We start from the raw sequence: 24,335 nt of genomic DNA on the forward strand, positions 1-24,335 counted from the left end.
GGCTTGCTCGCGAAGGCGGTGGATCAGTCAACATCTGTGTTGAATGTACTGCCGTCTTCGCGAGCAAGCCCGCTCCCACAGGGGGGCTGCGCAGGGATCCGGGTCAGGCCGCAATCGCCGCAGGCCGCATCGGTGCTTGCTGTTTCTCGGGAATCGTCCCGAACAAAGCCTTGTGCACCGCTTGTTGCGCCTGGAACGCCAGTGCCGCGCGTTCCTGGCCGTGGCAGGCAATCGGTTCCAGCAGATGGATGTGCACGTCGCCCCGATCGTTGGCGAACAAGCGCATCAAGTGCGACAGCAGATCATCATCGCCAATGAACGGTGCCAGCGAATCCGGCTCACCGTCGCGCAGGTAACGGATCGCCACCGGCTGCAACGCGACATCGGCATCGATGGCCGCCGACAACAAGCGTCCGTGGAAGGTACGCAGGGATCGGCCATCGGTGGTGGTGCCTTCCGGGAACATCAGCAGCGGATGGGCCTGTTCCAGATGGCGGCTCATTTGTTTGCGGATCAGTTGGCTGTCACCCGAGCCACGCCGGATAAACAGGCTGCCGGCCTTGGCGGCCAGCCATCCGGCCACCGGCCAGGTGCGCACTTCGGCCTTGGACAGGAATGACATCGGCGTGAGCATGCCCAGCAACGGGATGTCGGTCCAGGACACATGGTTACTGACCCACAGCATCGGCCGTTGCGGCAGTTGACCGTGAACAGTGAGCGAAAAGGGCAGGGCGTGGCTCAGCCGCGCCATGAAGAACCGCGACCAGCGCTGGCGACGGACCATCGAGTTGGCAACCCCCAGGCGTTCGAACAGGCCGAACACGCTGGCCATGCTCAGGCCCAGGGTCACCACCAGCAAGACTCGCGCGATACGCGCGTACACCCGTAACCGGCTCATCACACGGCTGCCTTGAAGTGGCGGGCGTAGCGCGGGCAGAGTTCGTCGCGCTTGAGCAGGATGAACACGTCGGCGACCTGGAAGTCCTCGTCCCAGCACGGCTCGCCGCAAATCTTCGCGCCCAGGCGCATGTAGGCCTTGAGCAGCGGTGGCATTTCGGCGATCACGTTGGACGGCACGTCCAGGGTCGGCAATGGTTTTTTCGGCACGGCTTGCAGGTGTTCGGTGCACAGGTAGCGTTCGCGCAGGCGCTGCATGATTGCCTGGGCCTGGATGCCGCCATCCTGCATCGGAATGCTCGCGCAGCCCATCAGGTAGCTGTAGCCGCCTTCGTTCAGGACTTCGGCCAGTTCGCCCCAGAGCACCGCGATGGTGCCGCCGTTGCGGTAGGCCGGGTCGACGCAGGTACGGCCGATTTCCAGAATCGGGCCCTTGAGATGGACCAGGCCGTGGAGGCTGAATTCTTCTTCGCTGTAGAACCGGCCCAGGCTGCTGGCGGCCTGGTGGTCGAGCAGGCGCGTGGTCGCCACGAGGCGGCCGGTGTTCAGGTCGCGTACGCCGATGTGGGCGCAGTGAACATCATAGTCATCCATGTCCAGACCCACTTCCGCGCCTTTGAGCTTGGCGTTGAATTCGCCGCTGAAGACGTTGAAGCGCAGGGCCTGGGCTTCTTGCAAGGCGTGGGTGCCGATCAGGCGTTCGGCTTGCAGGCGGCGTTCATTGCCGGTGTCGCTGATGCGGGCGATCTGGGTCATAGCGAATCTCCGTGCGGGCTGTTCAGTTGCAGCCTGTCGACTTTCTTTATGCAGCCATGTTGTGCAAAGTCAGGCTATGTAGCCCCGGTGTCATCGCCATGAAGCTTTGGTGATGCTTATATGACAGCCTTCAAGGAGCCCCTCTCATGCCCTGGCACACCCTGATCGAACGTGGCGAGCGCCTGCCCACCTATCCGGACCTGGCTGAAGGTTATGCCGCGTTGTTGCAACGCCTGGGGCCGGTGACGCCGTTCGAGTTGGCCGTGGTCGGGGCTCGGTCGATGGCCACGCCGGGGCTGGCGTTCCTGGTGGGGTACCAGGCGGCGCTGCGGGTGCTTTGGCCGAGCGCGCCCCGGAGTCTCGGCGCCTTGTGTGCCACCGAACAACGCAGCTTGCGTCCGGCGGACATGCAAACCCGCCTCGACGACTTGCGCCTGAGCGGGCGCAAGGATTTCGTCACCGCTGGCGACGCCGCCGAATGGCTGTTGATTGCCGCTCGCAGCGAAGCACCCGGCGAAACGCCACGGCTGAACCTGGCAGTGGCCTATGCGGGCGAGCCCGGCGTGACCTTGGAAAAACTCCCCGCCATGGGCCTGATGCCGGACATCAGCCATGGCCGCGTGCTGCTCGACGGCGCGCTGTGCGAGTTGCTGGCCGGTGATGGCTGGGACGCCTACGTCAAACCGTTCCGCACCCTGGAAGACCTTTATGTACTCAGCGCGATGACGGCCTGGTTGTATGGCGTCGGGCAGGAATGTGCCTGGCCCCAGGTGTTGCAATTGCGCCTGCTGGCGTTGCTTGCCGGCTGCGCGGAGGTGAGTCGCCACAACCCTTCCAGCCCTGCCGGGCATGTGCTGCTGGGCGGGTTGTTCGCCCAGTTCCAGGGGCTCGACGGCGAACTCGACGCTGCCCTGGCCGCCGGGCCTGCGGCCTGGCGCGAGATGTGGACGCGGGATAAAGGTGTGATGGACCTTGCGGCGGGGGCCCGGGCCAAGCGGTTGGCCAAGGCGTTGGGATAACCCTCCAAACGACCACCCCTTGTGGGAGCGAGCTTGCTCGCGATAGCGCTGGATCAGCGCCAATGATGTTGGCTGACACTCCGCCATCGCGAGCAAGCTCGCTCCCACAGGAGGCACACACACTCAAATTGTCATCAAGTCTGCATAGGCTCTGAAGGTTAAACCCTGCGAGCCCCAAGCATGTCCAGAGGCTGGTTCCTGATCTCGTTGCTGATACTCAACCTGAGCGTCCAGGCCGAAGACTGGCCCGGCGAGCAATGGCCAAGCGGCCCGACCCCGAGCGGGCCGGCCATCGAAGCCCTGGAACAATACGCCTTCCCACCCCGGGACGATGCGAGCCGTGAGGGCATCCGCACCGATGCGCTGCTGGTGATCCAGGACGGTCGACTGGTCTATGAACGCTACGCCGGACCGACCACCGCCCAGACCCCGCACCTGACCTGGTCCATCAGCAAAAGCCTGCTGTCGGTGGTATTCGGCGTGGCCTACGGTGAACAGCGTTTTGCCCTGGACGATCCGGCAGCCAAGTACTACCCACCCCTGAACCGGCATCCGGGCCTGACCCTGGCCGATCTTTTCCACTGGGCGTCCGGCCTGGACTGGCAGGAGGACTACGAATACGCGCCGCTCAAGTCATCGGTGGTGGCGATGCTCTATACCCGCGGGCGTCATGACATGGCGGCGTTTACCGCGCGGCATGAAAGCTTCAGCCCCCCCGGGCAGGCGTTTCGTTATTCCAGCGGTGACAGCAACCTGTTGGCGGCGGCCCTGAAAAACATTGTCGGTGCGGCACGTTATCCCGATTATCCCTGGACGGCCCTGTTCGAGCCCCTGGGCATCCGCCACGCTACCTGGGAAACCGACGCCAGCGGCACGTTCGTGGGATCGTCCTATGCCTACCTCACGGCGCGGGACCTGGCGCGTGTCGGGTTGTTGATGCAACGGGACGGCCGCTGGGGCGAACGGCAACTGATCCCCAGGGATTGGGTCGCGTTCAGCCGCGAACCGTTCGTGCACTTCCAGGCCGGCCAGGACGAAGCCGTACCGGGCGGGCACTGGTGGCTCAACCGCGGTGCCGATCCGGGGCTCCACCCCTGGCCCGATGCGCCGCCGGATACCTTCGCCGCGCTGGGCCATTGGGGCCAGGCGCTGTACGTCATCCCCAGCGCCAGACTGGTGATCGTGCGCTACGGCGACGACCGCGACGGGAGCTATCGCCATAACGAGCTGCTCAAGCGCGCCATGGCGGCGTTCGCCGGGAAGGTGCAGCCATGAAGCGCAAAATCTTGTTTACCTTGCTGTCGGTGCTACTCATTGTCCTGCTCAGTTGGGTCTGGCTGGAGCGGGTGGCATTGCGGGCCTTTCCCGACATCATCAGTGCCTACACCGCCAAGGAGTACTGCTCGTGCCGCTATGTGATGCAGCAACCGGCCGAGTATTGCCGGGGTTATGTGAAGCAGTCAGTGCCCACCAGCGATTTTCTCGAGACTGTTGAAGCCAAGCGCGTCACCGTCAGCGGGTTGGGGCGCAGCAACAGCGCGCAATGGTTGGGGGAGCGGCAGGGGTGTCGGTTGGAGCCTTGAGATTGGCCTGCAACGACCGCTGTTGTGGCGAGGGAGCTTGCTCCCGCTCGGGTGCGCAGCGCTCGCAAATTCTTTAACCTGTCGCGATCTTGGGGCTGCTTCGCAGCCCAGCGGGAGCAAGCTCCCTCGCCACGGTGTTATGTGGTGAGCAGGTACCGTTGTTGAAACAGACTGTTTGCAAGCGCCCTCGGCCCGGTTAAGGTTCGCCACAGGTTTATCTGCCCCCCGAGTGTGTATGTTCAAGCGGTTTTTCCCTCACGCGGTCGCCAGCTTGCTGCTGGCCTGCGCAGCGTTGCCGGCCCAGGCCGACTGGTACCTGGACGGCGAGTCGTCGCGGTTGTCGTTTATCAGCAGCAAAAACGGCAACGTTTCCGAGGTCCAGCGTTTCCTGGTGCTGCACGGCCAAGTCCAGCCCGACGGCCTGGCGCGCCTGGAAGTGGAGCTGGAATCCATCAACAGCGGCATCCCCCTGCGGGACGAGCGCATGCGCGCCGAGTTGTTCCAGATCAAGCAATTCGCCGAAGCCACCGTTACCGCCAAGATCGACCTGGCGCCGATCCAGGACCTGGCCAACGGCGCGCAGTTGGAGTTGCGCTTGCCGCTGACGGTGAACCTGCACGGCAAGCAGCATGAGTACCCCGTCGAACTGCTGGCGACGCGCCTGGATGAACGCCGCTTCCAAGTGGTGACCTTGGAGCCGGTGGTGCTCAACGCGGCGGATTTCGATCTGGCGCCGGGTCTGGAAAAGCTGCGCAACCTGGCCGGGCTGTCGGCCATCAGCCTGTCGGTGCCGGTGAATGCGGTGCTGATCTTCACGGCGCGCTGACATGAACGGCCCGGTCTTTCCCTGGCGTGACGGCAATCGCTTCGAGCTGTTGATCGACGGCCCACAGTTCTTCCCACGCATGCTGGTGGAAATCGCCCGTGCCCAGGAGCAGGTCGAGCTGGAGCTGTACCTGGTGGAGGCGGGGGCCTGCGCCGAGGCGATGGTCCAGGCACTGGTCCAGGCCGCCGAGCGGGGTGTTCGCGTGCGTTGCCTGTTCGATGACTACGGCAGCCTGGCGTTTACTCTGGCCCTGCGCAAGCGCCTGACCGAGGCCGGGGTGGAGTTGCGTTTCTACAATCGCCTGAGCTGGCGCCGCTGGGTGCGCAACCTTTATCGGGATCACCGCAAGCTGCTCTTGGTGGACCAGCGTCTGGCCGTGGTCGGTGGCACCGGGGTGACCGATGAATTCTGGAACCCTCTCGACGATCACAGCGACTGGCATGAGGTGATGGTGGAAATCGTCGGCCCGCTGGTGCTCGACTGGCAGTTGCTGTTCGACCGCCAGTGGCTCGCCAACCGTCATCGACGGGCCTGGAAGCCAGCCTCCAATTTCGGCTTGCCGCGCCTGCCTCGCGTCCCGCCGGTGGGCGAAGGCATGGGCCGGGTGGCGTATGCCGACGCCCGCCAGCACCGCGACATCCTGCAATCGCTGTCCCGGGCGTTGAACAGCGGGCAGAAGCGCATCTGGATGGCGACGCCGTATTTCCTGCCGACCTGGAACGTGCGCCGTTCCCTGCGCAAGGCCGCCGCCCGGGGCATCGACGTGCGCCTGCTGCTGACCGGCCCGCGCACCGATCATCCGTCCGTGCGCTACGCCGGGCACCGTTACTACCCGCGATTGCTCAGGGCCGGCGTGCAGATTTTCGAGTACCAGCCTTGTTTCCTGCACCTGAAGATGGTGTTGGTGGATGATTGGGTCAGCATCGGCTCCTGCAATTTCGATCACTGGAACCTGCGCTTCAACCTGGAAGCCAATCTGGAGGCCCTGGATTCCGGGCTCAGCAGCGCCGTGGCGGCCAGTTTCGAGCGGGATTTCGCCCAGAGCCTGCAAGTCAGCCTCGACGCCTGGCAGCGGCGACCGCTGTGGAAGCGGTTCAAGCAGCGGGTGTGGGGGTTGGTGGATCGGGTGGTGGTAAATCTGCTGGATCGGCGGGGCTAGGCTCACTGCAAGCCCTTGTGGGAGCGGGCTTGCTCGTGAAGGGGGCATAACAGTCAACATCTTGGTTGGTTGTTAAACCGCTTTCGCGAGCAAGCCCGCTCCCACATGGGTTTTGCAGGGCCTGAAGGTCAGAGCAACTCAAAACTCTGCTGCTTCACGTCCTGGGAATCCAGGCCGATCTGCACGTTGAACTTGCCCGGTTCAGCCGCGTACTTGAGCTGGGCATTGAAGAACTTCAGGTCGTCTTCGGTGATGGTGAAGTGGATGACTTTCTTCTCGCCGGCCTTGAGCATCACCTTGCGGAAGTTCTTCAGCTCTTTCACCGGGCGAATGATCGAGCCGGTCACGTCCTGGATGTACAACTGCACCACGGTTTCGCCGTCACGCTTGCCGGTGTTTTCCAGGGTCACGCTGGCATCGAGCTTGCCGGTTTTGTTCAGCGTGGTCGATGACAGGGCCATGTCCGACAGGCTGAACTCGGTGTAACTCAGGCCGTAGCCGAACGGATAGAGCGGGCCGGTGGTGTCATCGAAATACTGCGAGGTGTAGTTGCCCGGCTTGCCCGGTGTGAACGGCCGGCCAATGCTCAGGTGGTTGTAGTAGGTCGGAATCTGTCCCACCGAGCGTGGGAAGGTGATCGGCAGCTTGCCCGACGGGTTGTAGTCGCCGAACAGCACGTCCGCGATGGCGTTGCCACCTTCGGTGCCGCTGAACCAGGTTTCCAGGATCGCGTCGGCCTGTTGCTTTTCTTCCAGCAACGACAGCGGACGGCCATTCATCAGCACCAGCACCAGCGGCTTGCCAGTGGCCTTCAGGGCTTTGATCAGCTCGCGTTGGCTGGCCGGGATGTTCAGTTCGGTACGGCTCGACGACTCATGGGACATGCCACGGGACTCACCCACGGCGGCCACCACCACATCGGCTTGCTTGGCGGCTTGCACCGCTTCGTCGATCAATACCTGGGCCGAGCGCGGGTCATCCACCACTTCCGGGGCGTCGAAGTTGAGGAAGTTCAGGTAGTCGAGCACCTTCTTGTCGCCGGTGATGTTGGCGCCACGGGCGTAGATCAGCTTCGACTCGGTCCCCAGGGCGCGGGTCATGCCATCGAACAGGGTGACCGATTGCGCAGGGCGCCCGGCCGCGGCCCAACTGCCCATCATGTCGATCGGTGCCTTGGCCAGCGGGCCGACCAGGGCGATCTTCGCGGTCTTCTTCAGAGGCAGGGTCTGGTTGCGGTTTTCCAGCAGGACCAGGCTGCGGCGTGCCACGTCACGGGCATCGGCGCGGTGCAGGCGGCTTTCGGCATAGGTGTCCGCCGGGTCGTCCTCGGCCTTGCCGATGCGCAGGTACGGGTCCTTGAACAGGCCCATGTCGTATTTGGCCGCGAGCACTTCGCGCACGGCGTTGTCGATGTCACTCTGTTCGATCTCGCCGGCCTTGAGCAGCCCGGGCAGTTCCTTGCCGTAGAGCGAGTCGTTCATGCTCATGTCGATGCCGGCCTTGATCGCCAGCTTCGCCGCTTCGCGACCGTCCTTGGCGACGCCGTGCTTGATCAGTTCGAAGATAGCGCCATGGTCACTGACCGCCAGGCCCTTGAAGCCCCATTCCTTGCGCAGCAGGTCGTTCATCAGCCAGGTGTTGGCGGTGGCGGGCACGCCGTTGATGGAGTTCAGCGCGACCATCACCCCGCCGGCTCCGGCGTCGATGGCGGCGCGGTAGGGGGGCAGGTAGTCCTGGTACATTTTCAGCGGACTCATGTCCACGGTGTTGTAGTCCCGGCCGCCTTCCACTGCGCCGTAGAGGGCGAAGTGCTTGACGCTGGCCATGATGCTGTCGGCCGCGTTGGCACCGTTGCCCTGGAATGCCTTGACCATCACCCCGGCGATGCGTGACACCAGGTAGGTGTCCTCGCCGAAACCTTCGGAGGTCCGGCCCCAACGTGGGTCGCGGGAAATATCGACCATGGGCGCGAAGGTAATGTCCAGGCTGTCGGCCGCAGCTTCCTTGGCTGCAATGCGCCCGGAGTGGTAGATGGCGTCCATGTCCCAGCTCGAGGCCAGGGCCAGGGGGATCGGGAAAATCGTGCGGTGGCCGTGGATCACGTCATAGGCGAAGAACATCGGGATCTTCAACCGGCTGCGCATGGCCGCGTCCTGCATCGGACGGTTTTCATCGCGGGTGATGGAGTTGAACGTACCGCCGATGTTGCCGGCGGCGATTTCCTTGCGGATCATCTCCCGGGGCATTTCCGGGCCGATGCTGATCAGGCGCAATTGGCCGATCTTCTCTTCGAGGGTCATCTGCTTCATCAGGTTGCTGATGAAGGCGTCCTTGTTCTCTATGGGGGCGGGCAAGTTGTCGGCAAATACGGAGTGACTGGCCAGACTGACAAACAGGCCCAGCAAACACAGCTTCTTCATGAATAGTTTTCTCGCAAGCCTAAAGGGCGGTGATCAGGACACGCCGGTCAGCCAAAATGTGAGGAGCGGCTATTGTTGTTCGGTCAAATACAGCACACTTTCGAGCTCAATGGGCTGAACTTAGTTTCGCACCGCGCATCTTTTAGCCCATCGACCCGTTTCAATCCAGTGCGGCGGCAGATTATGCCCCAGACGCCAGTGAGATAGGTGGCCGGGTTTTTCCAATGTCATGCCAGGGAGCGCTTTATCCAATGAACCCACGACTGAACCACCTTCGCAGCCTGCCGATACTGGCCTTGATGCTGCTCACTACGCTGCTGGCCGGTTGCGGCATCAATAACATCCCGACCCTGGACGAACAGGCCAAGGCCGCCTGGGGCCAGGTGCAGAACCAGTACCAGCGTCGCGCCGACCTGATTCCCAACTTGGTGGAAACCGTCAAGGGCTACGCCCAGCACGAGCAGGAAACCCTGACCGCGGTGATCGAGGCGCGGGCCAAGGCCACATCGATCCAGGTGGACGCCAGCACCTTGGACAACCCGGAAAAACTCAAGCAGTTCCAACAGGCCCAGGACCAGTTGACAGGCGCGTTGAGCCGGCTGATGGTGGTGTCCGAGCGGTATCCGGACCTCAAGGCCAACCAGAATTTCCTGGCGCTGCAATCGCAGCTCGAAGGCACCGAGAACCGCATTGCCGTGGCACGCCGCGACTTCATCCTGGCGGTGCAGAAATACAACACCGAGGTCCGCACGTTTCCGGGCCGCCTGTGGCACAGCGTGATGTACAGCGACCTGCCGATCCGCGAAACCTTTGAGGCCACCAGCTCCAATGCCGAAAAAGCCCCTGAAGTGAAGTTTTGATCAATCCGGCAGTTTGAAGCGTTGTGGGAGCGAGCTTGCTCGCGATGGCGGCGGCACATTCAGCATTGCTGCAAGCTGACCCACCGCTATCGCGAGCAAGCTCGCTCCCACACAGGAGTTGCGATGCGAGTGTTGAAAATTGGCCTGGTGCTGTTGCTCTGGGTGTTTGCAGTCACGGCACAGGCCGAACTGAAGTTTCCTGCGCTGACCGGGCGAGTGGTGGACACCGCCCAGATGCTCGACCCTTCGGTGCGCGCGCAACTGGAGACCCAGCTCAAGGCCCATGAACAGGCGACTGGCGAACAGGTGGTGGTCGTGACCCTGGCGGACCTGCAAAGCAGCAGCATCGAAGATTTCGGCTATCAACTGGGACGCCACTGGGGCATCGGGCAGAAGGATAAAAACAACGGCGCGCTGCTGATCGTCGCCCGGGATGACCGTAAACTGCGCATCGAAGTGGGTTACGGCCTGGAGGATCGCCTGACCGACGCCCAGAGCTCGGTGATCATCAACCAAGTGATCACGCCGGCCTTCAAGACCGGCAACTTCAATAAAGGCATCAGCGACGGTGTCGCGGCGATGCTGGTGGTGCTGGGCGGCAGCCCGCTGGACGAGCCGGCGCCGGCGTACAGTGCGAATGGACAGCAGGAGCAGGGCGATTTTGTCGAGCGCCATCCCGGGCTGTTCATCTTCCTGGTGATACTGTTTATTTTGACGATATTGGTCTGCCAGATGCTCGGTATCCTGCCGACCGGGCGCGGTGGCTCCAGCGGTTCGGGCAGCTCCGGTGGGGGCGGCTTCAGCGGTGGGGGCGGCTTCAGCGGTGGAGGCGGCTTCAGCGGTGGCGGTGGCAGTTTCGGGGGCGGCGGTTCGTCGGGCGGCTGGTGACAATAATAATGAGAATGAGCAGGCACTTTTAACCATGGCATTACTGACTGAACACGAACAACGCAAGGTCGCCGAGGCCATCGCCCGGGTCGAGCGGCATACCGACGCCGAACTGGTCACGGTGCTGGCCGCCCGCGCCGACGACTACGCTTACATCCCCCTGTTATGGGCGAGCCTGCTGGCGCTGGTGGTGCCCGGCGTGGTCCATTACCTCACCGGCTGGCTGGCCCTGCACAGCCTGTTGCTGGTGCAGTGGGTCAGTTTCATCGTGTTGTGCCTGGTGTTTCGCATCCCAAGGATCACCACCCACCTGATCCCCCGTTCCGTGCGTCACTGGCGGGCCTCCAATCTGGCACGCCGGCAGTTTCTCGAGCAAAACCTGCACCACACCGTGGGCAGCACGGGCGTGCTGATCTTTGTCTGCGAGGCCGAGCGGTATGTGGAAATCCTCGTTGATGAAGGCATTTCCAAACACCTGGACAACACATGCTGGGACGCCATCGTCGCAACGTTCACCCAGCAGGTTCGCCAGGGGCAGACCTTGCAGGGGTTCGTGACGTGTATCCAAGCCTGTGGCGAATTGCTCAAGGAACATGTGCCGCTGACTCATGAGCGCAATGAGCTGCCGAATCGGTTGGTGGTGCTGGGCTGAGATAAATTTCTGCCGGACACCGTTGTAGCGAGGGAAATTCATCTGTGGCGAGGGGATTTATCCCCGTTGGGCCGTAGGCCCCCTAAAAATCCGACAATCGGTTATGCAGGGATACCTTATTGCCTGGTTTGGGTCTGCTGCGCAGACCAGCGGGGATAAATCCCCTCGCCACATGAAATTCCCCGTGCCGTCATCCCCCATCCCCCCTAAAATACCCGCCATTCTTCGATCCGCCCGCCCCGAGGCCGCTTGTCCATGTCCGCCACCGCAACTCCAGCCCGTCCCGCGCCGGATCACCATGCCCAGTTCATCGAGCTGCTGCACACCAGCCTTGAACAAAACGCTTTCATCAAACTGGTGCTGGCCAAGTACGTCGGGGATGAGGCGGAGCTCCAGCGACTGATCATCAAGCAACTGACGGTCAAGGACCAGCCGTGCCTGTCCTTCGTCTATCGCTACAAGACTCGCGACATCACCAAGAATTTCCCGCTGGCCGAAGGCGTGGACACCATCGCCACGTTGTTGCCAGCGTCGTTCAAGAATGCGCATTTACTGGCGGTCACTGACGAAGCGCAGTTGGAGTACAGCAAAAAGGGCAAAAGCTCGCTGTTCAAGAGCAAGCCCCAGCAACTGCGGGAAGTGCCGTCTGCCGAGCACAATCGCGAGAAAAACCGCTTCCTCGACCTGAGTCGGCCATTTTTGGCCGACCTGGGCGTGACCAACCACAAGCACGAGCTGATTCCGGCGATGTCGCGCAAGTGGAAGCAGATCAACAAGTTCATCGAGGTCTTCAGCCACGCGCTGACGTCTTCGCCACTGGCCCTGGACAAACCGGTGCGAGTCTCGGATTTCGGTTCGGGCAAGGGCTACCTGACCTTCGCCATCCACGATTACCTGCGCAACACCTTGCAGGCCGAAGGCGTGGTGACCGGTGTCGAGCTGCGCGAAGACATGGTCAAGCTGTGCAACGAAGCCGCCGCGCGGCTGGAGCACCCGGGCCTGAGCTTCCAGCACGGTGACGTGCGCAGCGTGGCGCCGAGCGCGGTGGATGTGATGATTGCCTTGCATGCCTGCGACATCGCCACCGACTACGCGATCCACATGGGCATTCGCTCGGGTGCCTCGATCATCATGTGCTCGCCGTGCTGCCACAAGCAGATCCGCCTGCAGATCCAGAGCCCGGCCTTGCTCAAGCCGATGCTGCAATACGGCCTGCACCTGGGCCAACAGGCGGAAATGGTCACCGACAGTTTGCGGGCGTTGTTCCTGGAAGCCTGTGGCTACGAGACCAAGGTCTTCGAGTTCATCTCCCTGGACCACACCAACAAGAACAAAATGATCCTGGCCGTCAAGCGCGCCGAACCTGTGGAGCCCACCGAGCTGCTGGCAAAAATCGAAGCACTCAAGGCCTTCTACCACATCACCGAGCACTGCCTCGAAACGCTGCTGCGGGCGGATGGTTATCTCGCCTGAGTTCTACTGTTAGCACCCAACCCCTGTGGGAGCGGGCTTGCTCGCGAAGGCGGCTGCACATTCAACATCGGTGCAAGCCGATCCACCGCTTTCGCGAGCAAGCCCGCTCCCACAGGATGATATCCAGTATCCCCCGGTGTGCAGCCCGTCAGGTAATGACGGGTTATCGCTCATCCGCCGGCTTACCGGACTACCTTTAATGCGTTCACCTCTCACGCATTTCCAAAGGAGCCCAACCCATGGCCGCCAAGAAAATCCTGATGCTGGTCGGCGATTACGTCGAAGATTATGAAGTCATGGTGCCATTCCAGGCCTTGCAGATGATCGGTCACACCGTACACGCTGTGTGCCCGGGCAAAAAAACCGGGCAGACGGTGCGCACGGCGATCCACGATTTCGAAGGCGACCAGACCTACAGCGAAAAGCCGGGGCACTTGTTTGCCCTCAATCACGATTTTGCCAGTGTCCAGGCCGTTGACTATGACGCGCTGCTGGTGCCGGGTGGGCGCGCGCCGGAATACTTGCGCCTGGACGAAACGGTTCTGCAACTGGTGCGTGATTTCGATCTGGCGGGCAAGCCGATCGCCGCGGTGTGCCACGGTGCGCAATTGCTGGCCGCGGCAGGCATCCTTGAAGGGCGCGAATGCAGCGCCTACCCGGCGTGTGCGCCGGAAGTACGCCTGGCGGGCGGGACCTATATCGACATTCCGGTGACCGAAGGTCATGTCCAGGGCAACCTGGCGACCGCACCGGCCTGGCCTGCGCACCCGAACTGGCTGGCGGGGTTCCTGACCTTGCTGGGCACGGCTATCACTTTGTAGTAACGCACTGGCAAGGTAAGCGCAGCGGGTCTTTACTCTCGGGGCATGCCCTTCATTGCCTGGAGAACAATCATGTCCGGATGGTACGAAATCAGCAAAAGCAGCAGTGGCCAGTTTCGGTTTGTACTCAAGGCGGCCAACGCCGAGACCATCTTGACCAGCGAGCTGTACACCACCCGCAGTGGCGTCGACGGTGGCATTGCTGCGGTGCAGAAAAACAGCCCGTTGGCCGAGCGCTATGAACTCAAGAACACCAAGGACGGCCATCCGTACTTCAACCTCAAGGCTGGCAACCATGAAGTGATTGGCAGCAGTGAGGCGTATTCATCGGACGCTGCCCGGGACAAAGGCATCGCCAGCGTCAAGGCCAACGGACCGACGACGGTCATCAAGGACAAGACCGTGGCTGCGTTTTGACGGCAAACCGACAGATGCAGTAGCGAGGTCTTTGTGGCGAGGGAATTTATCCCCTCGCCACAAGTCCACCCTGTTTCCGATCCAAATAGTCATGCCCAATGCGGACTTACCCTAGACCTCCACCGGCACCGACAGCGCCGGATCGCCCAGCGGATGGCTCTTGGCATCGAAGAAGCGCAATTGCACCTCCAGCCCCTGGAATACCTTGGCGTAGTGGCGCTTCTGATGCTGGATGAACGCCTGGCTGCGGGGATAGATCGAAATCGCCACGGTTTTCGGTGCGGCCAGGCGCAGGGCATGGACGATGTGCCGGTCCTGCTCGCCCAGGGCCTGGCCGAACAGGCACAGGTTGTCGCCATGGCGCAGCAACTGGTCGTAGCAGAACGACAGGTAATCGCTGCTGCGAATCGTCTTGAGCTTGTCGGCACTGGGGCCTTCATTGACGAACAGCGGCACGTCGTCGAGGGTCTTGATCGTGTTGTTGATGGCGAAACTGCCCAGCAGGGTGCCTTCGGTGGACGTGAGCTTGCGCGCCGTGCCGTCCTGGTTGCGCACCAGGTGCAGGCCGCCGTGCAGGTACAGCAAGCGCGGTTTGTCCGTGGTCACCTGGCTCAGGTCGAAACTGTGATCATCGCCGAAGAACAGGTCGCTGATGGTCTCGGCCCCATGCTGGATCGCCCAGTAGTTGAGCAGGTCGTAGTTGGTGGTGAACACCGTGCGGTAGCGGCTCAGCTCCTGGTTGAGCGTCGCCAGGGTCGACGCTTGCACCAGCCGCCATGGGATGTGCACCGCGTGCACGGTGTTGATCAGCGCTTCCTTGATCGCGTAATAGCGGTTACGCGGGGCGGCGGAGCTGACGGCCAGGGCCTTGTTGACCCGACTGGTGGTTTTCAGTGCCCCGAGCACCTGTTCGAAACTGCGGGTCTGCATCGCGTCAAACACGCTCAGTTCCGACGGGCTCAAGGGTTTCTCCTCGACGGTGCGGGCGTTTTCGAACAGCGAGTCATAGCCGAAATCGTCCCACACCGCGCGGCTGGCCCCATTGCCCACCAGCAGGCCGCTGAAGGCGGTATCGGCGCGCACGGCCTCCCAGTCTTCGAGCCGGGTGTCGTATTCCTGGAAATCGGTCATCGCAAGGATCATCTCAAAACGTGGCAAAGGCAGGCCGCGACTTTATCACGCCCCAGTCTTGAGCCAGATCAAGATGCGTCGTGACTACTGGGTCATTCTGTAGGTCCTGCCGATCCGGCCTCTACCAGGAGTGTGACCCCATGAGCAGTACTTTTTTCATTCCCGCGGTGAACATCATGGGGCTCGGTTGCCTGGATGAAGCGATGACCGCCATCCGCAACTACGGCTTTCGCAAGGCGCTGATCGTCACCGACGTGGGGCTGGCCAAGGCCGGCGTCGCTAGCAAGGTGGCCGAACTGTTGGCGCTGCAGGACATCGATTCAGTGGTTTTCGACGGTGCCAAGCCCAACCCGAGCATTGCCAATGTCGAGCTCGGGCTGGGTTTGTTGATGGAGAGCCGGTGCGATTTCGTGGTGTCCCTGGGCGGCGGTTCCCCCCACGACTGCGCCAAGGGCATCGCGTTGTGCGCCACCAACGGCGGGCAGATCCGTGACTATGAAGGCGTCGACCGTTCGAGCAAGCCGCAATTGCCGCTGATCGCCATCAACACCACGGCTGGCACCGCCAGCGAAATGACCCGCTTTTGCATTATCACCGACGAGACACGCCACGTGAAAATGGCGATTGTCGATCGCAATGTGACCCCGCTGATGTCGGTGAACGACCCGGCGCTGATGGTGGCGATGCCCAAGGGCCTTACGGCCGCCACCGGCATGGACGCGCTGACCCACGCGATCGAGGCTTATGTGTCCACTGCCGCCAATCCGATTACCGATGCCTGCGCCCTGAAGGCCATTACCCTGATCAGCAACAACCTGCGCCTGGCCGTGCGCGACGGCAACGATCTGGTGGCGCGGGAAAACATGGCCTACGCGCAGTTTCTCGCGGGGATGGCGTTCAACAATGCGTCGTTGGGTTTCGTGCACGCCATGGCCCATCAACTGGGTGGTTTTTACGACTTGCCTCACGGGGTGTGCAACGCGGTGTTGTTGCCCCATGTACAGAGCTTCAACGCCTCGGTATGCGCCGCTCGCCTGAGCGACGTGGCCCATGCCATGGGCGCCGATACACGTGGCTTCAGCCCGGAAGAGGGGGCCCGGGAAGCTATTGCGACGATCCGCAGCCTGGCCCATGACGTGGACATTCCGGCCGGTTTGCGTGACTTGGGCGTGCGCCTCAACGACGTGCCGTTGCTGGCCGCCAACGCCTTGAAAGACGCGTGCGGCCTGACCAACCCACGGGCGGCGGACCAGCGGCAGATCGAAGAGATTTTCCGCAGCGCGTTCTAAGCGACCCGGGGCGGTACGAACCGCACACAGAGCGTCGCCGCCGCCCCCAGCAGCGCGCACAACGCCGCCAACGGCCAGGCCTGTTGGCTCAACAACAGGCTGGCCATGGCGCCGATCACCGAGGCCATCAGTTGATGCAGGAACCCGCTCAACGCCATGGCATAAGCGCCGGCCACCGGTGAGCCTTCGTTGGCCAGGGACAGGCTGATGGGGTAGATCAATGATTGGCCAAACACCGCGAAGCAATACGGCAGCCAGAAGAGCAGCGCGATGCTGCTCAGGGTAAGGCTGCCTACCAGCATGGTCATGCTGCCGACCAGCACCAGCGCGATGCCCCAGCCCATCATTCGCCGTTGACCGGTGCGCAGCACAAACGCGTTCACCGCCAGCGCCCCGAGCAGGTACGCCGCACTGATCGGCCAGCCCAGCAGGCCGTACTCGATGGCCGACCAGTGGAAGCTTTCCTGCAGGATCAGCGGTGCGGCGGTATTGAAGGCGACGATCACGCCGTAACCCAGCCCACCGGCCATGGCCGGCAGCAGGAACGCGCGTTGCCGGAATATATGCCCGTAGATCCCCCACGCCGATTGGCCATTGCCGGCGTGCACCAACATCGGGAACCTGGCCCGGGACACCGCCGCTGCCATGGCCAGGCTGACGGCGCCCAGACCATGGAAAATCGCCTCCCAGCCGAAAGCGGCCTGGATCAACGAGCCCAGGTATTGGCCGATACCGAGGGCAATCACAAAAGCAATCGATATCCAGGACAGGGCCTTGGCCAACAGGTCGCCGCTGAAACTGTCGCGAATCAAGACCCGCGCCATCACCGAAATACCGCTGGCACCGATGCCCTGAATCAACCTGAACGTCAGGAACGCCTCCACGGTTGTGCCCAACGGCAGGGCCAGGTTGCCCAGGCCATACAACCCCAGTGCGGCCAGCAAGACCGGCTTGCGCCCCAAGCGCTGGCTCAGGCTGCCCCACAGCAACATGGGCAGCGCCATGCCGACCAGGTACACCGACAGGCCCCAGGAAACCAGGGACGCATCGGCACCCAGATCCCGGGCGATGCCGGGCAGGGCCGGCAAGTAGATGCTCATGCCCAGTTGTGCCAGGAAAACGGTGGTGCAGGTGAGGATCAGGGTTGTACGGTTTTTCATCGAGCGTCTTGTCTCAAGGGCGGAGATCACGCCCGTGGGTCAGCAGCAGTTCGGTGATCTTTTCGCAAAACGAGCGAATCACGTCCGGCTCCATGTCGGCGCGCAGGGTAATACGAATGGCAGCCTTGCCTTGCGGCACCACGGGAAAAAATACCGCCGAGGTGAAATACCCCCGTTCGGCCAGTTCGACCGCCAGGCTGTTGGCCAGGGCCGCTTCACCGCAAGGCACCAAACGGATCGCCATGGGGGTGCCGCGCTGTCCGGTCCGCACGAGGCTGTCGAAGAGGCGGATATTAGCCTGCAAACGCTCCTGCAAGGCACTGAATTCGCGGCTGCGGTGCAGGCGGATCGACGCCATGCCGGCCCCAATGGCCGCCGCGTTCAGGCTCTGGGACCAATTGCTCGGCCCACCGTAGCGCTGCACCAGCGCCTTATGCCGTTCACAGCCAAACATGACCAGCCCGCCACTGGCGCCGAATGACTTGGCCAGGGAGGCAACGATCAGGGTGCGCTCGTCCACCGCCGGGATGCGCGAGCGCACCAGGCCGGCGCCGGATTCCCCGACGGCAGACAGGGCGTGGGAATCGTCCAGGTAAAGAAACAAACCATAGCGCTGCTTGAGATACATCAGGCTGTCCAGGTCCGCCATCCCGCCCATGCTGTAGGCGCCGTCGGCCACATACGCCACATCGCGCTGACGTTTGCACACGTCTTCAAGGAAATCCATGTCGTTGTGCGGGCAGGTGATGACCTGGGTTTCATCGGCGCAGGCGGCTTTGCTGTGGTTCATCGAATAATGGGCATGTTTGTCGAACACCATGACGGGCGCGCGATGGTGGGTGAATGCGCCGCTGGCCAGCAACGGCAGGATCCCCGCGCTTGCCGCACTGCAGGACAGGGCACTGAGACAACTGGCGCCGAACAGCTCCGACAATTGGCTTTCGTACTGGTCCAGGATCGCCAGCTTGCAGCGATTCCTTGAGTTGGCGACCCGCAGGGTCCCGGTTTCCCACAGGGCGGTCATGGCGCCGTCCAGCAACGCGGGGTGATAGTCCAGGCCCAGGTAGGACGTGGTACAGAAGTGATGAAAGGTCCGACCGTATTGGTCGACCAGCACATTGGGTGTCTTGACCTCGACATTCAGCCCTGAGATTTTTCCGGCCTCGGTGCCCTGCCAATCCTGGTCAGCGAGGGAAATGAGCTTGCGGTAGTTGGTGAAGTAATGAGGTGGTTGAGCAGTCTGGTCCATGGCGCGATTACATTCCTTGGTTAATGGTGCTGTCCGTGGGGTGTTGCGATAGTGGTGTGTTTCCAGACTTTACAGATTGTTGTGCAGGGCTTTGAATCGGCTGTTTCCGGCGTGTTTGAGTGTCAGTGGAGAGTTCTACGTAGGACTTTGCCTAGGACCCTGGCCGGGGAATCCATCGACGCTGTCGGAGCTCGGGAACACTACGGATTTGCCCCAAGCCCGCTGGGTTATCACTCTTTTTTCTGAAGGTTGCTTGCTGATGCTCTCAGGCCTCAATCATCTGACCCTTGCCGTCACCGATCTGGATCGCAGTGTGGTTTTTTATGGCGAGCTCTTGCAGTTGCGTCTTGAGGCCAAGTGGAACAGCGGGGCGTATTTGTCGCTGCCGGGTTTCTGGTTATGCCTGTCTCTCGACCCGTTGCGCAGGCCTGAGCCGACCGCGGACTACACCCATTACGCATTCAGCATCAGCGCCGAGCATTTTCCCGAGCTGGTGGCGCGGCTGAACGCGGCCCAGGTGCCGTCGTGGCGAGACAACCGCAGCGAGGGTGATTCGTTCTACTTTCTCGACCCGGACGGGTACAAGCTGGAAGCCCATGTGGGCGACCTGGCGTCGCGGCTGAAGGCCTGTCGACAGGCACCGTATGCCGGCATGGTGTTTTTTGCGGAGCCGTGATGGGCTGTGTCGAGTCGAGTGGCAGCGCCTGCCAAGCGTTTCATCCCCTTAAGTCTGATCGCCTGCGCTATCCTCATCGGTATTGGACGCTTGGGTCTCGCTCGTTGCACAGCGTCACGAACTGACCATCGCCTGCTTCGCTCACCGCTGCATTATCCGGATGACCTCCAGCCCCATGGACACTTCAAGTTCCGCGCCGCTGGCCAGCTACATCGACCTTCTGCTGGATGCCGTGTGTGCCGTCGACGGTCAAGGGCGTTTCGTGTTTGTCAGTGCCGCCTGCGAGCGCATTTTCGGCTACACCCCGCAGGAGCTGATTGGCCAGGCGATGATCGATCTGGTGCACCCTGCCGACCGCCAGCGGACCCTCGAGGCGGCGCGGGAGATCATGGAAGGCGAGCCCAAGCTCAATTTCGAGAATCGCTACCTGCGCAAGGACGGGCGAGTGGTGCACATCCTGTGGTCGGCGCGCTGGTCGCCGGTGGACCAACTGCGCATGGCCGTGGCCCGGGACATCACGGAACGCAAGCAGGCCGAATCCCGGCAGGCGGCGTTGTATGCGATTTCCGAGGCGGCCCATGCCGCGGCTGACTTGCTGGCGTTGTTCAAGCGCATCCACCTGATTATTGGCGAGTGGCTGCCGGCGCTGAATTTCTCGGTGGCGCTGTATGACGAACAATGTTCGCAGCTGAATTTCCCCTATCACGTCGATGATCGGGAAGGGCAGCCTGAGTTGCCGGGCACGGTCACCGGGCGTTTGTGCGCCGAGGTGATTCGCAGCGGCCAGCCGATCCTGCTGACGCCCGGTGGCACTTCGCTGCCTGCGGGGTTCGACGACCTGATGGCGCAACCGGACGCGCCGTGTTGGCTGGGCGTGCCGCTGAATTCGCAGAGCGGCACGATTGGCGCGTTGATCGTCAAGAGCGCGCCGGACAACGAGCGCTACACCGAACAGGACAAGGAACTGCTGCAATACGTCTGCGCACAGATCACCATTGCCATCGAGCGCAAGCAGTTGCACGCCCGGTTGCAGCACATGGCTCAGTACGATCAGTTGACCCAGGTGCCCAACCGCGAACTGCTCCGTGAACGTTTCAAGTGCGCACTGGCGACCGCCCGCGCCGCATCCGGGCGCATGGCTTTGCTGTATATCGACCTGGACCGTTTCAAACAGGTCAACGACACCTATGGCCACGGAGTGGGCGACATGCTGTTACAGGCGGTGGCCAATCGTATCAAGGGCTGTATCCGCGACACTGACACCGTGGCGCGCATCGGCGGTGACGAGTTCGTGGTCCTGCTGCACAGCATCCAGGCCTTGGAGGATGCCCACAGCGTGCAGGAAAAAATCCACCACGCATTGGCCCAGCCGCTGCGTCTGGACGGGCACTGCCTGAGCATCGAGCCGAGCATCGGCGTGGCCTGTTTTCCCGACCATGGCACTGAAGATGTCGCGCTGTTCCGCCACGCCGACGAGGCGATGTACGCCGCCAAACGCCAAAATCACCGGATGTCTGGCATTTGATAGCGCGTCACCGTTCGTCGTGGCGCCAGCACCTTTCTCAAACCTTCAGCTCGTATCCCATTCGAATACAAGACAGGGCCTGCGTGCCCGGTATTCACGAATATGGAGGGCTGAACCATGCCTGGTTCAAGCAGTGTTTATTCGACAAACATTGCTCACGATCGAACGAAGGTGTCCGAAACAGGTCGCAAAAGTGGGAGAACCACCATCACGATCGTCGATAAAAACCCGTCGAAAGCCGAAATTGGCCGAAAGCCGGGTCGGACGTCTCGCTGAATATTCATGGCTGGTTCTGATTCAACGGTGGATAACCCACCAGAACTTTTATCAGAGGAGGGCGCGACCATGAGCCGTATGGCCAGCTTTTTTCGCACCACCAGTCTCGTCGTGCTGATGGGCCTGGGTGCCAACAGTGCCTGGGCCCAATCGCCTGCCGAATTCATCAACGATGCTTCCGCCAAGGGCATGGCCGACATCGAGACAAGCCGCATGGCCCACGGAAAAGCCGAATCCAGGGAGGTCAAGGACTACACCATTATGGTGATCAACGACCGCACCACCGCCAATCAACATCTGGCGAAGATCGCCAAGAAGCTCGACTTGCCTGTCGCGCCCCGTGAGGAAGTGGCCGACAAGGCCAAGGCCTTGATGCCACAGGTCAACGAAGGCGAGTCGTTCGAAGCCGCGTATGCCGCCACCCAGGTCAAGGCTACCGAGGAGGCCATCGCGCAAATCCAGCAGCAGGCCCAGACCACTGAAGTGCCAGAGATCAAGGCCTTCGCTGACGAAACCCTGCCCAAGTTGCAGACCCATCTCGAAATGGCCAGGGCACTGCAGGCCAGCCGTTGATCTGCCGTATCTGTTTTTACATTCAGGACCGGGGCGTCAGCGTCCCGGCTGATTTTGCCCGCCGAAAAGGAGAACCTCGATGTCCACACGCCGAGAACCCAACCAATACGCGATGCAGAACCCACTGACCCAGTATCCGCGCCCACCCTTTCCTGACCAGCCGCAGTCGCCGCCGGGTATTGACCAGGACATGGTGCCCAAGCCCGATCATGGTGAAAAAAGTTACCAGGGCTTCGGACGCCTGGAAGGACGCAAGGCCCTGGTCACCGGTGGTGACTCAGGCATCGGTCGTGCCGCCGCCATCGCTTATGCCCGCGAGGGCGCGGATGTCGCGATCAACTACTTGCCCAGCGAAGAGCGGGATGCGCGTCAGGTCATCGAACTGATCGAAGCCGAAGGCCGCAAGGCGATTGCGATTCCCGGCGACCTCAAGGACGAAACCTTTTGTGTGCAATTGGTAAAGAGTGCCCACGAGCAATTGGGCGGCCTGGATATTGTGGTGAACGTTGCCGGTAAGCAGGAAGCGCAAAAAGACATTGCCGACATCACCACTGCGCAATTCGACGACACCATGAAAACCAACATCTATGCGATGTTCTGGATCTGCAAGGCAGCGGTGCCGCTGATGCCGGCGGGGGCGACCATCATCAATACCGCATCGATCCAATCCTACGACCCGTCCGCGACGCTGTTGGATTACGCCACCACCAAAGCGGCCATCGTCGCGTTCACCAAGGCGCTGGCCGGGCAGGTCATCAGCAAAGGTATCCGGGTCAATGCCGTGGCACCGGGGCCGATCTGGACCGTGCTGCAACCCAGTGGCGGCCAACCGCAGGAGAAAATTCCCACCTTTGGCGCCCAGGTGCCGATGAAACGTCCAGGCCAACCGGCCGAATGTGCGCCGCTCTATGTATTACTGGCATCTCAGGAGTCGAGCTACATCACTGGGGAAGTTTTTGGCGTGACGGGCGGTAATCCGTTGCCCTGATAATTTGTCGAAGCGCGCGAGTGGCGTGTCACCCACTCGCGCATCTCTCAGCACTGGTTCAGGTCGATCTTGCTTTTCGCTTCCAGGCCTTCAAGGCTTTTGACCTCGTCGTTTCCCATGGCTTGGTAGTGCTTCCTCAACGCCTCCAGTTGCTTGAGGTCCAGGGATTCGAGTCCGAGCATCGCGTTTTGTGCCTCCTTGGTCGCTCGCAACAACTCATCGATCTTCAGGTGCAGAATGTCTGTATCGCGGTTTTGCGTGTTCTGGATCAGGAACACCATGAGGAAGGTGATGATGGTGGTCGAGGTGTTGATGATCAATTGCCAGGTGTCGTTGAAACCGAAGAAAGGTCCGCTGGCTGCCCACAGCGCCAACAATACGATGGCCCCAAGGAATGTCTTGGGGCTTCCCGCCCAGAGGGCCAGTTTTTGCGCGATTTTTGCGAACGTCATTGTCGTGTTTCCTTAGTAGATACACCTGTCTGGTGTGACAGCAACGAAGCGATGAAAATTCTACTTACATTTCAGTCGCCAACCTTCGTCGACGTTCATCGTCCGGCAGTATGACAGTCGCAACCATTACTGCTCTCGCAGGTCACTGCTGAAAGCCCTCGGCATCGGAGTACATCATGAATCTCGCCCGCACTTTTTGCCTCGCCTGCTGCTTGTTCGCCCTGCAAGGCTGTTTCGACAACTCGGATAACGAGACCAAGGACAACACCGACGGCACCAAGTCTTCGGTGCAGATGCAGGAGTCCGGGGCGGAGAAGAAATAGACGGCCCGCAGCCATCTGAGGAGTGATTGCAAAACCTCTGTGGGAGCGAGCTTGCTCGCGATGGCATCCGATCAGCAGCATCCCTATTGGCTGACAGGGCGCTATCGCGAGCAAACTCACTCCTACATACGTCACCGCCCTTGGGACGTCAGCGGCACGCTACGGGACCTCTTGTGTAAAGAGATATTGTCGTGCTATCACTCACGCAAGGACGCTCAGTGCCCAGTTAACTTCCCCCAATGGGAAGAAGGGCCTTGATGGAGCTCAGCATGGATCGGCTGCGCCAGCACGCAATTGATCGTAAAAAAATCAAACCTATCCCGTTTTTTTAAATCGGGCGGTTATGTCGTACCTGAAATTCAATAAATGACACCTTACTCGCCTATTTTCTAGACGAAGTCTCGGCTCAGGCTTCAACGGCCACAGCCGAAAAACACCGCAGAGATTCTTGCTTCAGTTTTTTAACAAACACTGATTTTACGAGACCTCCTCTACCATCCTTAAGCAGGGAAGAAAAAATGGCCGTTATCAATGGAACAGCTGGCGCAGATGCACTAATTGGCACCGCAGGGGATGATGAGATCAACGCCCTGGGCGGGAATGATGTAATCAAGGGCACCGCTGGCGCAGACAAAATTGATGGCGGTGCTGGTATAGATACTGTTGATTATTCGGCATCGACTGAAGGTATTAGTATCGATTTGCGCCAGGGAACTGGACTTGTTGGACGGGGTGGCGATGCAGAGGGGGATACGCTCATTGGTATCGAAACCGTCATAGGCTCTGCCTTCAACGACGTGCTCTCCTCTGGCCCGTACACCGTAATCCCAACGGTACGGCTGGAAGGGGGGGCTGGCGACGACATCTACAACATCAATCTGGGGCTGACCCCCTACATCATCGAACAGGCCGGTGGCGGCAA

The 24,335-nt window shown here is 61.4% G+C and carries 25 protein-coding genes; 18 read left to right on the top strand and 7 right to left on the bottom strand.

The annotated features are described in order from the left end of the window. Positions 1–103: 103 nt before the first annotated feature. Positions 104–898 carry a lysophospholipid acyltransferase family protein gene (locus BT125_RS26990; protein ID WP_072412076.1) on the bottom strand — a complete coding sequence of 265 codons (795 nt, stop codon included), beginning with the start codon at positions 896–898 and terminating at the stop codon, positions 104–106. Next, positions 898–1,653, bottom strand: a complete 756-nt coding sequence (gene olsB / locus BT125_RS26995; protein WP_072412078.1) for an L-ornithine N(alpha)-acyltransferase — start codon at positions 1,651–1,653, stop codon at positions 898–900. The genes BT125_RS26990 and olsB overlap by 1 nt, the downstream gene beginning before the upstream one ends. Before the next feature lie 146 nt (positions 1,654–1,799). Between olsB and BT125_RS27000 the strand changes: the two genes are divergently transcribed. The 5 genes from BT125_RS27000 (at position 1,800) to BT125_RS27020 (ending at position 6,240) form a co-directional block, all read left to right on the top strand. Continuing rightward, positions 1,800–2,672: an acyl-CoA dehydrogenase family protein gene (locus BT125_RS27000; protein ID WP_072412080.1), complete on the top strand. Its 873-nt coding sequence runs from the start codon at positions 1,800–1,802 to the stop codon at positions 2,670–2,672. 180 nt (positions 2,673–2,852) lie between these two features. Next, complete coding sequence (locus tag BT125_RS27005) at positions 2,853–3,947, top strand: serine hydrolase domain-containing protein (RefSeq protein ID WP_072412082.1); 1,095 nt, start codon at positions 2,853–2,855, stop codon at positions 3,945–3,947. After that, positions 3,944–4,255 (top strand): amidase, encoded by a 312-nt coding sequence (locus BT125_RS27010; RefSeq protein ID WP_072412084.1) that lies wholly within the window; start codon positions 3,944–3,946, stop codon positions 4,253–4,255. The genes BT125_RS27005 and BT125_RS27010 overlap by 4 nt, the downstream gene beginning before the upstream one ends. Positions 4,256–4,490: 235 nt before the next feature. Then, positions 4,491–5,081, top strand: a complete 591-nt coding sequence (locus tag BT125_RS27015) for a YceI family protein (RefSeq protein ID WP_060738805.1) — start codon at positions 4,491–4,493, stop codon at positions 5,079–5,081. A 1-nt stretch (position 5,082) separates the two neighbouring features. Further along, positions 5,083–6,240: a phospholipase D-like domain-containing protein gene (locus tag BT125_RS27020; protein ID WP_072412086.1), complete on the top strand. Its 1,158-nt coding sequence runs from the start codon at positions 5,083–5,085 to the stop codon at positions 6,238–6,240. Between the two features lie 128 nt (positions 6,241–6,368). On the opposite strand, the gene bglX is transcribed toward BT125_RS27020, so the two are convergent. Next, positions 6,369–8,660, bottom strand: a complete 2,292-nt coding sequence (bglX, locus tag BT125_RS27025) for a beta-glucosidase BglX (protein ID WP_072412088.1) — start codon at positions 8,658–8,660, stop codon at positions 6,369–6,371. A 251-nt stretch (positions 8,661–8,911) separates the two neighbouring features. On the opposite strand from bglX, the gene BT125_RS27030 reads away from it, so the two are divergent. The 6 genes from BT125_RS27030 (at position 8,912) to BT125_RS27055 (ending at position 13,771) form a co-directional block, all read left to right on the top strand. After that, positions 8,912–9,520: a LemA family protein gene (locus BT125_RS27030; protein ID WP_072412090.1), complete on the top strand. Its 609-nt coding sequence runs from the start codon at positions 8,912–8,914 to the stop codon at positions 9,518–9,520. A 123-nt stretch (positions 9,521–9,643) separates the two neighbouring features. Beyond that, positions 9,644–10,408, top strand: a complete 765-nt coding sequence (locus tag BT125_RS27035) for a TPM domain-containing protein (protein WP_072412092.1) — start codon at positions 9,644–9,646, stop codon at positions 10,406–10,408. Positions 10,409–10,442: 34 nt separating this feature from the next. Beyond that, the gene (locus BT125_RS27040; protein WP_072412094.1) at positions 10,443–11,060 is read left to right on the top strand and encodes a TPM domain-containing protein; all 618 of its coding nucleotides are present in this window, start codon (positions 10,443–10,445) and stop codon (positions 11,058–11,060) included. 255 nt (positions 11,061–11,315) lie between these two features. Further along, positions 11,316–12,533, top strand: a complete 1,218-nt coding sequence (locus BT125_RS27045; protein ID WP_072412096.1) for a class I SAM-dependent methyltransferase — start codon at positions 11,316–11,318, stop codon at positions 12,531–12,533. Between the two features lie 239 nt (positions 12,534–12,772). Beyond that, positions 12,773–13,354, top strand: coding sequence for a DJ-1/PfpI family protein (locus tag BT125_RS27050; protein WP_072412099.1), 582 nt, complete (start codon positions 12,773–12,775; stop codon positions 13,352–13,354). A gap of 72 nt (positions 13,355–13,426) precedes the next feature. Further along, entirely contained in the window at positions 13,427–13,771 is a 345-nt protein-coding gene (locus BT125_RS27055) for a YegP family protein (RefSeq protein WP_072412100.1), read from the top strand. A 111-nt stretch (positions 13,772–13,882) separates the two neighbouring features. Here the strand turns inward: BT125_RS27055 and BT125_RS27060 are convergent, their stop codons facing one another. Next, positions 13,883–14,902, bottom strand: a complete 1,020-nt coding sequence (locus BT125_RS27060) for a DUF4917 family protein (RefSeq protein WP_072412102.1) — start codon at positions 14,900–14,902, stop codon at positions 13,883–13,885. Positions 14,903–15,042: 140 nt separating this feature from the next. Between BT125_RS27060 and yiaY the strand changes: the two genes are divergently transcribed. Further along, entirely contained in the window at positions 15,043–16,191 is a 1,149-nt protein-coding gene (yiaY, locus tag BT125_RS27065) for an L-threonine dehydrogenase (protein WP_072412104.1), read from the top strand. On the opposite strand, the gene BT125_RS27070 is transcribed toward yiaY, so the two are convergent. Next, a complete protein-coding gene (locus BT125_RS27070; RefSeq protein ID WP_072412106.1) occupies positions 16,188–17,351 on the bottom strand; it encodes an MFS transporter in 1,164 nt (387 codons plus the stop codon). The genes yiaY and BT125_RS27070 overlap by 4 nt on opposite strands. 13 nt (positions 17,352–17,364) lie before the next feature. Further along, positions 17,365–18,600, bottom strand: coding sequence for an aminotransferase class I/II-fold pyridoxal phosphate-dependent enzyme (locus tag BT125_RS27075; protein WP_072412108.1), 1,236 nt, complete (start codon positions 18,598–18,600; stop codon positions 17,365–17,367). Positions 18,601–18,859: 259 nt separating this feature from the next. Between BT125_RS27075 and fos the strand changes: the two genes are divergently transcribed. The 4 genes from fos (at position 18,860) to BT125_RS27100 (ending at position 22,638) form a co-directional block, all read left to right on the top strand. Beyond that, positions 18,860–19,276 (top strand): fosfomycin resistance glutathione transferase, encoded by a 417-nt coding sequence (fos, locus tag BT125_RS27080; protein WP_072412110.1) that lies wholly within the window; start codon positions 18,860–18,862, stop codon positions 19,274–19,276. 175 nt (positions 19,277–19,451) lie between these two features. Then, entirely contained in the window at positions 19,452–20,801 is a 1,350-nt protein-coding gene (locus BT125_RS27085; protein WP_072412112.1) for a sensor domain-containing protein, read from the top strand. A gap of 345 nt (positions 20,802–21,146) precedes the next feature. After that, positions 21,147–21,650: a DUF4142 domain-containing protein gene (locus BT125_RS27095; protein WP_072412115.1), complete on the top strand. Its 504-nt coding sequence runs from the start codon at positions 21,147–21,149 to the stop codon at positions 21,648–21,650. 79 nt (positions 21,651–21,729) lie between these two features. Further along, positions 21,730–22,638 (top strand): SDR family oxidoreductase, encoded by a 909-nt coding sequence (locus tag BT125_RS27100; protein ID WP_025212332.1) that lies wholly within the window; start codon positions 21,730–21,732, stop codon positions 22,636–22,638. A 47-nt stretch (positions 22,639–22,685) separates the two neighbouring features. Here the strand turns inward: BT125_RS27100 and BT125_RS27105 are convergent, their stop codons facing one another. Further along, entirely contained in the window at positions 22,686–23,090 is a 405-nt protein-coding gene (locus BT125_RS27105) for a low affinity iron permease family protein (protein WP_025212333.1), read from the bottom strand. Between the two features lie 176 nt (positions 23,091–23,266). Here BT125_RS27105 and BT125_RS29525 point away from each other — a divergent pair, with 176 nt between their 5' ends. Further along, positions 23,267–23,413, top strand: a complete 147-nt coding sequence (locus BT125_RS29525; RefSeq protein ID WP_170866878.1) for a hypothetical protein — start codon at positions 23,267–23,269, stop codon at positions 23,411–23,413. A gap of 518 nt (positions 23,414–23,931) precedes the next feature. Beyond that, positions 23,932–24,335, top strand: a 404-nt coding sequence (locus BT125_RS27110; protein WP_371857832.1) for a calcium-binding protein, incomplete at its 3' end; no start/stop codon positions are given.

Origin of the sequence: Pseudomonas sp. NFACC04-2 (genome assembly GCF_900119265.1) — a bacterium.
Lineage (GTDB): Bacteria > Pseudomonadota > Gammaproteobacteria > Pseudomonadales > Pseudomonadaceae > Aquipseudomonas > Aquipseudomonas fluorescens_AA.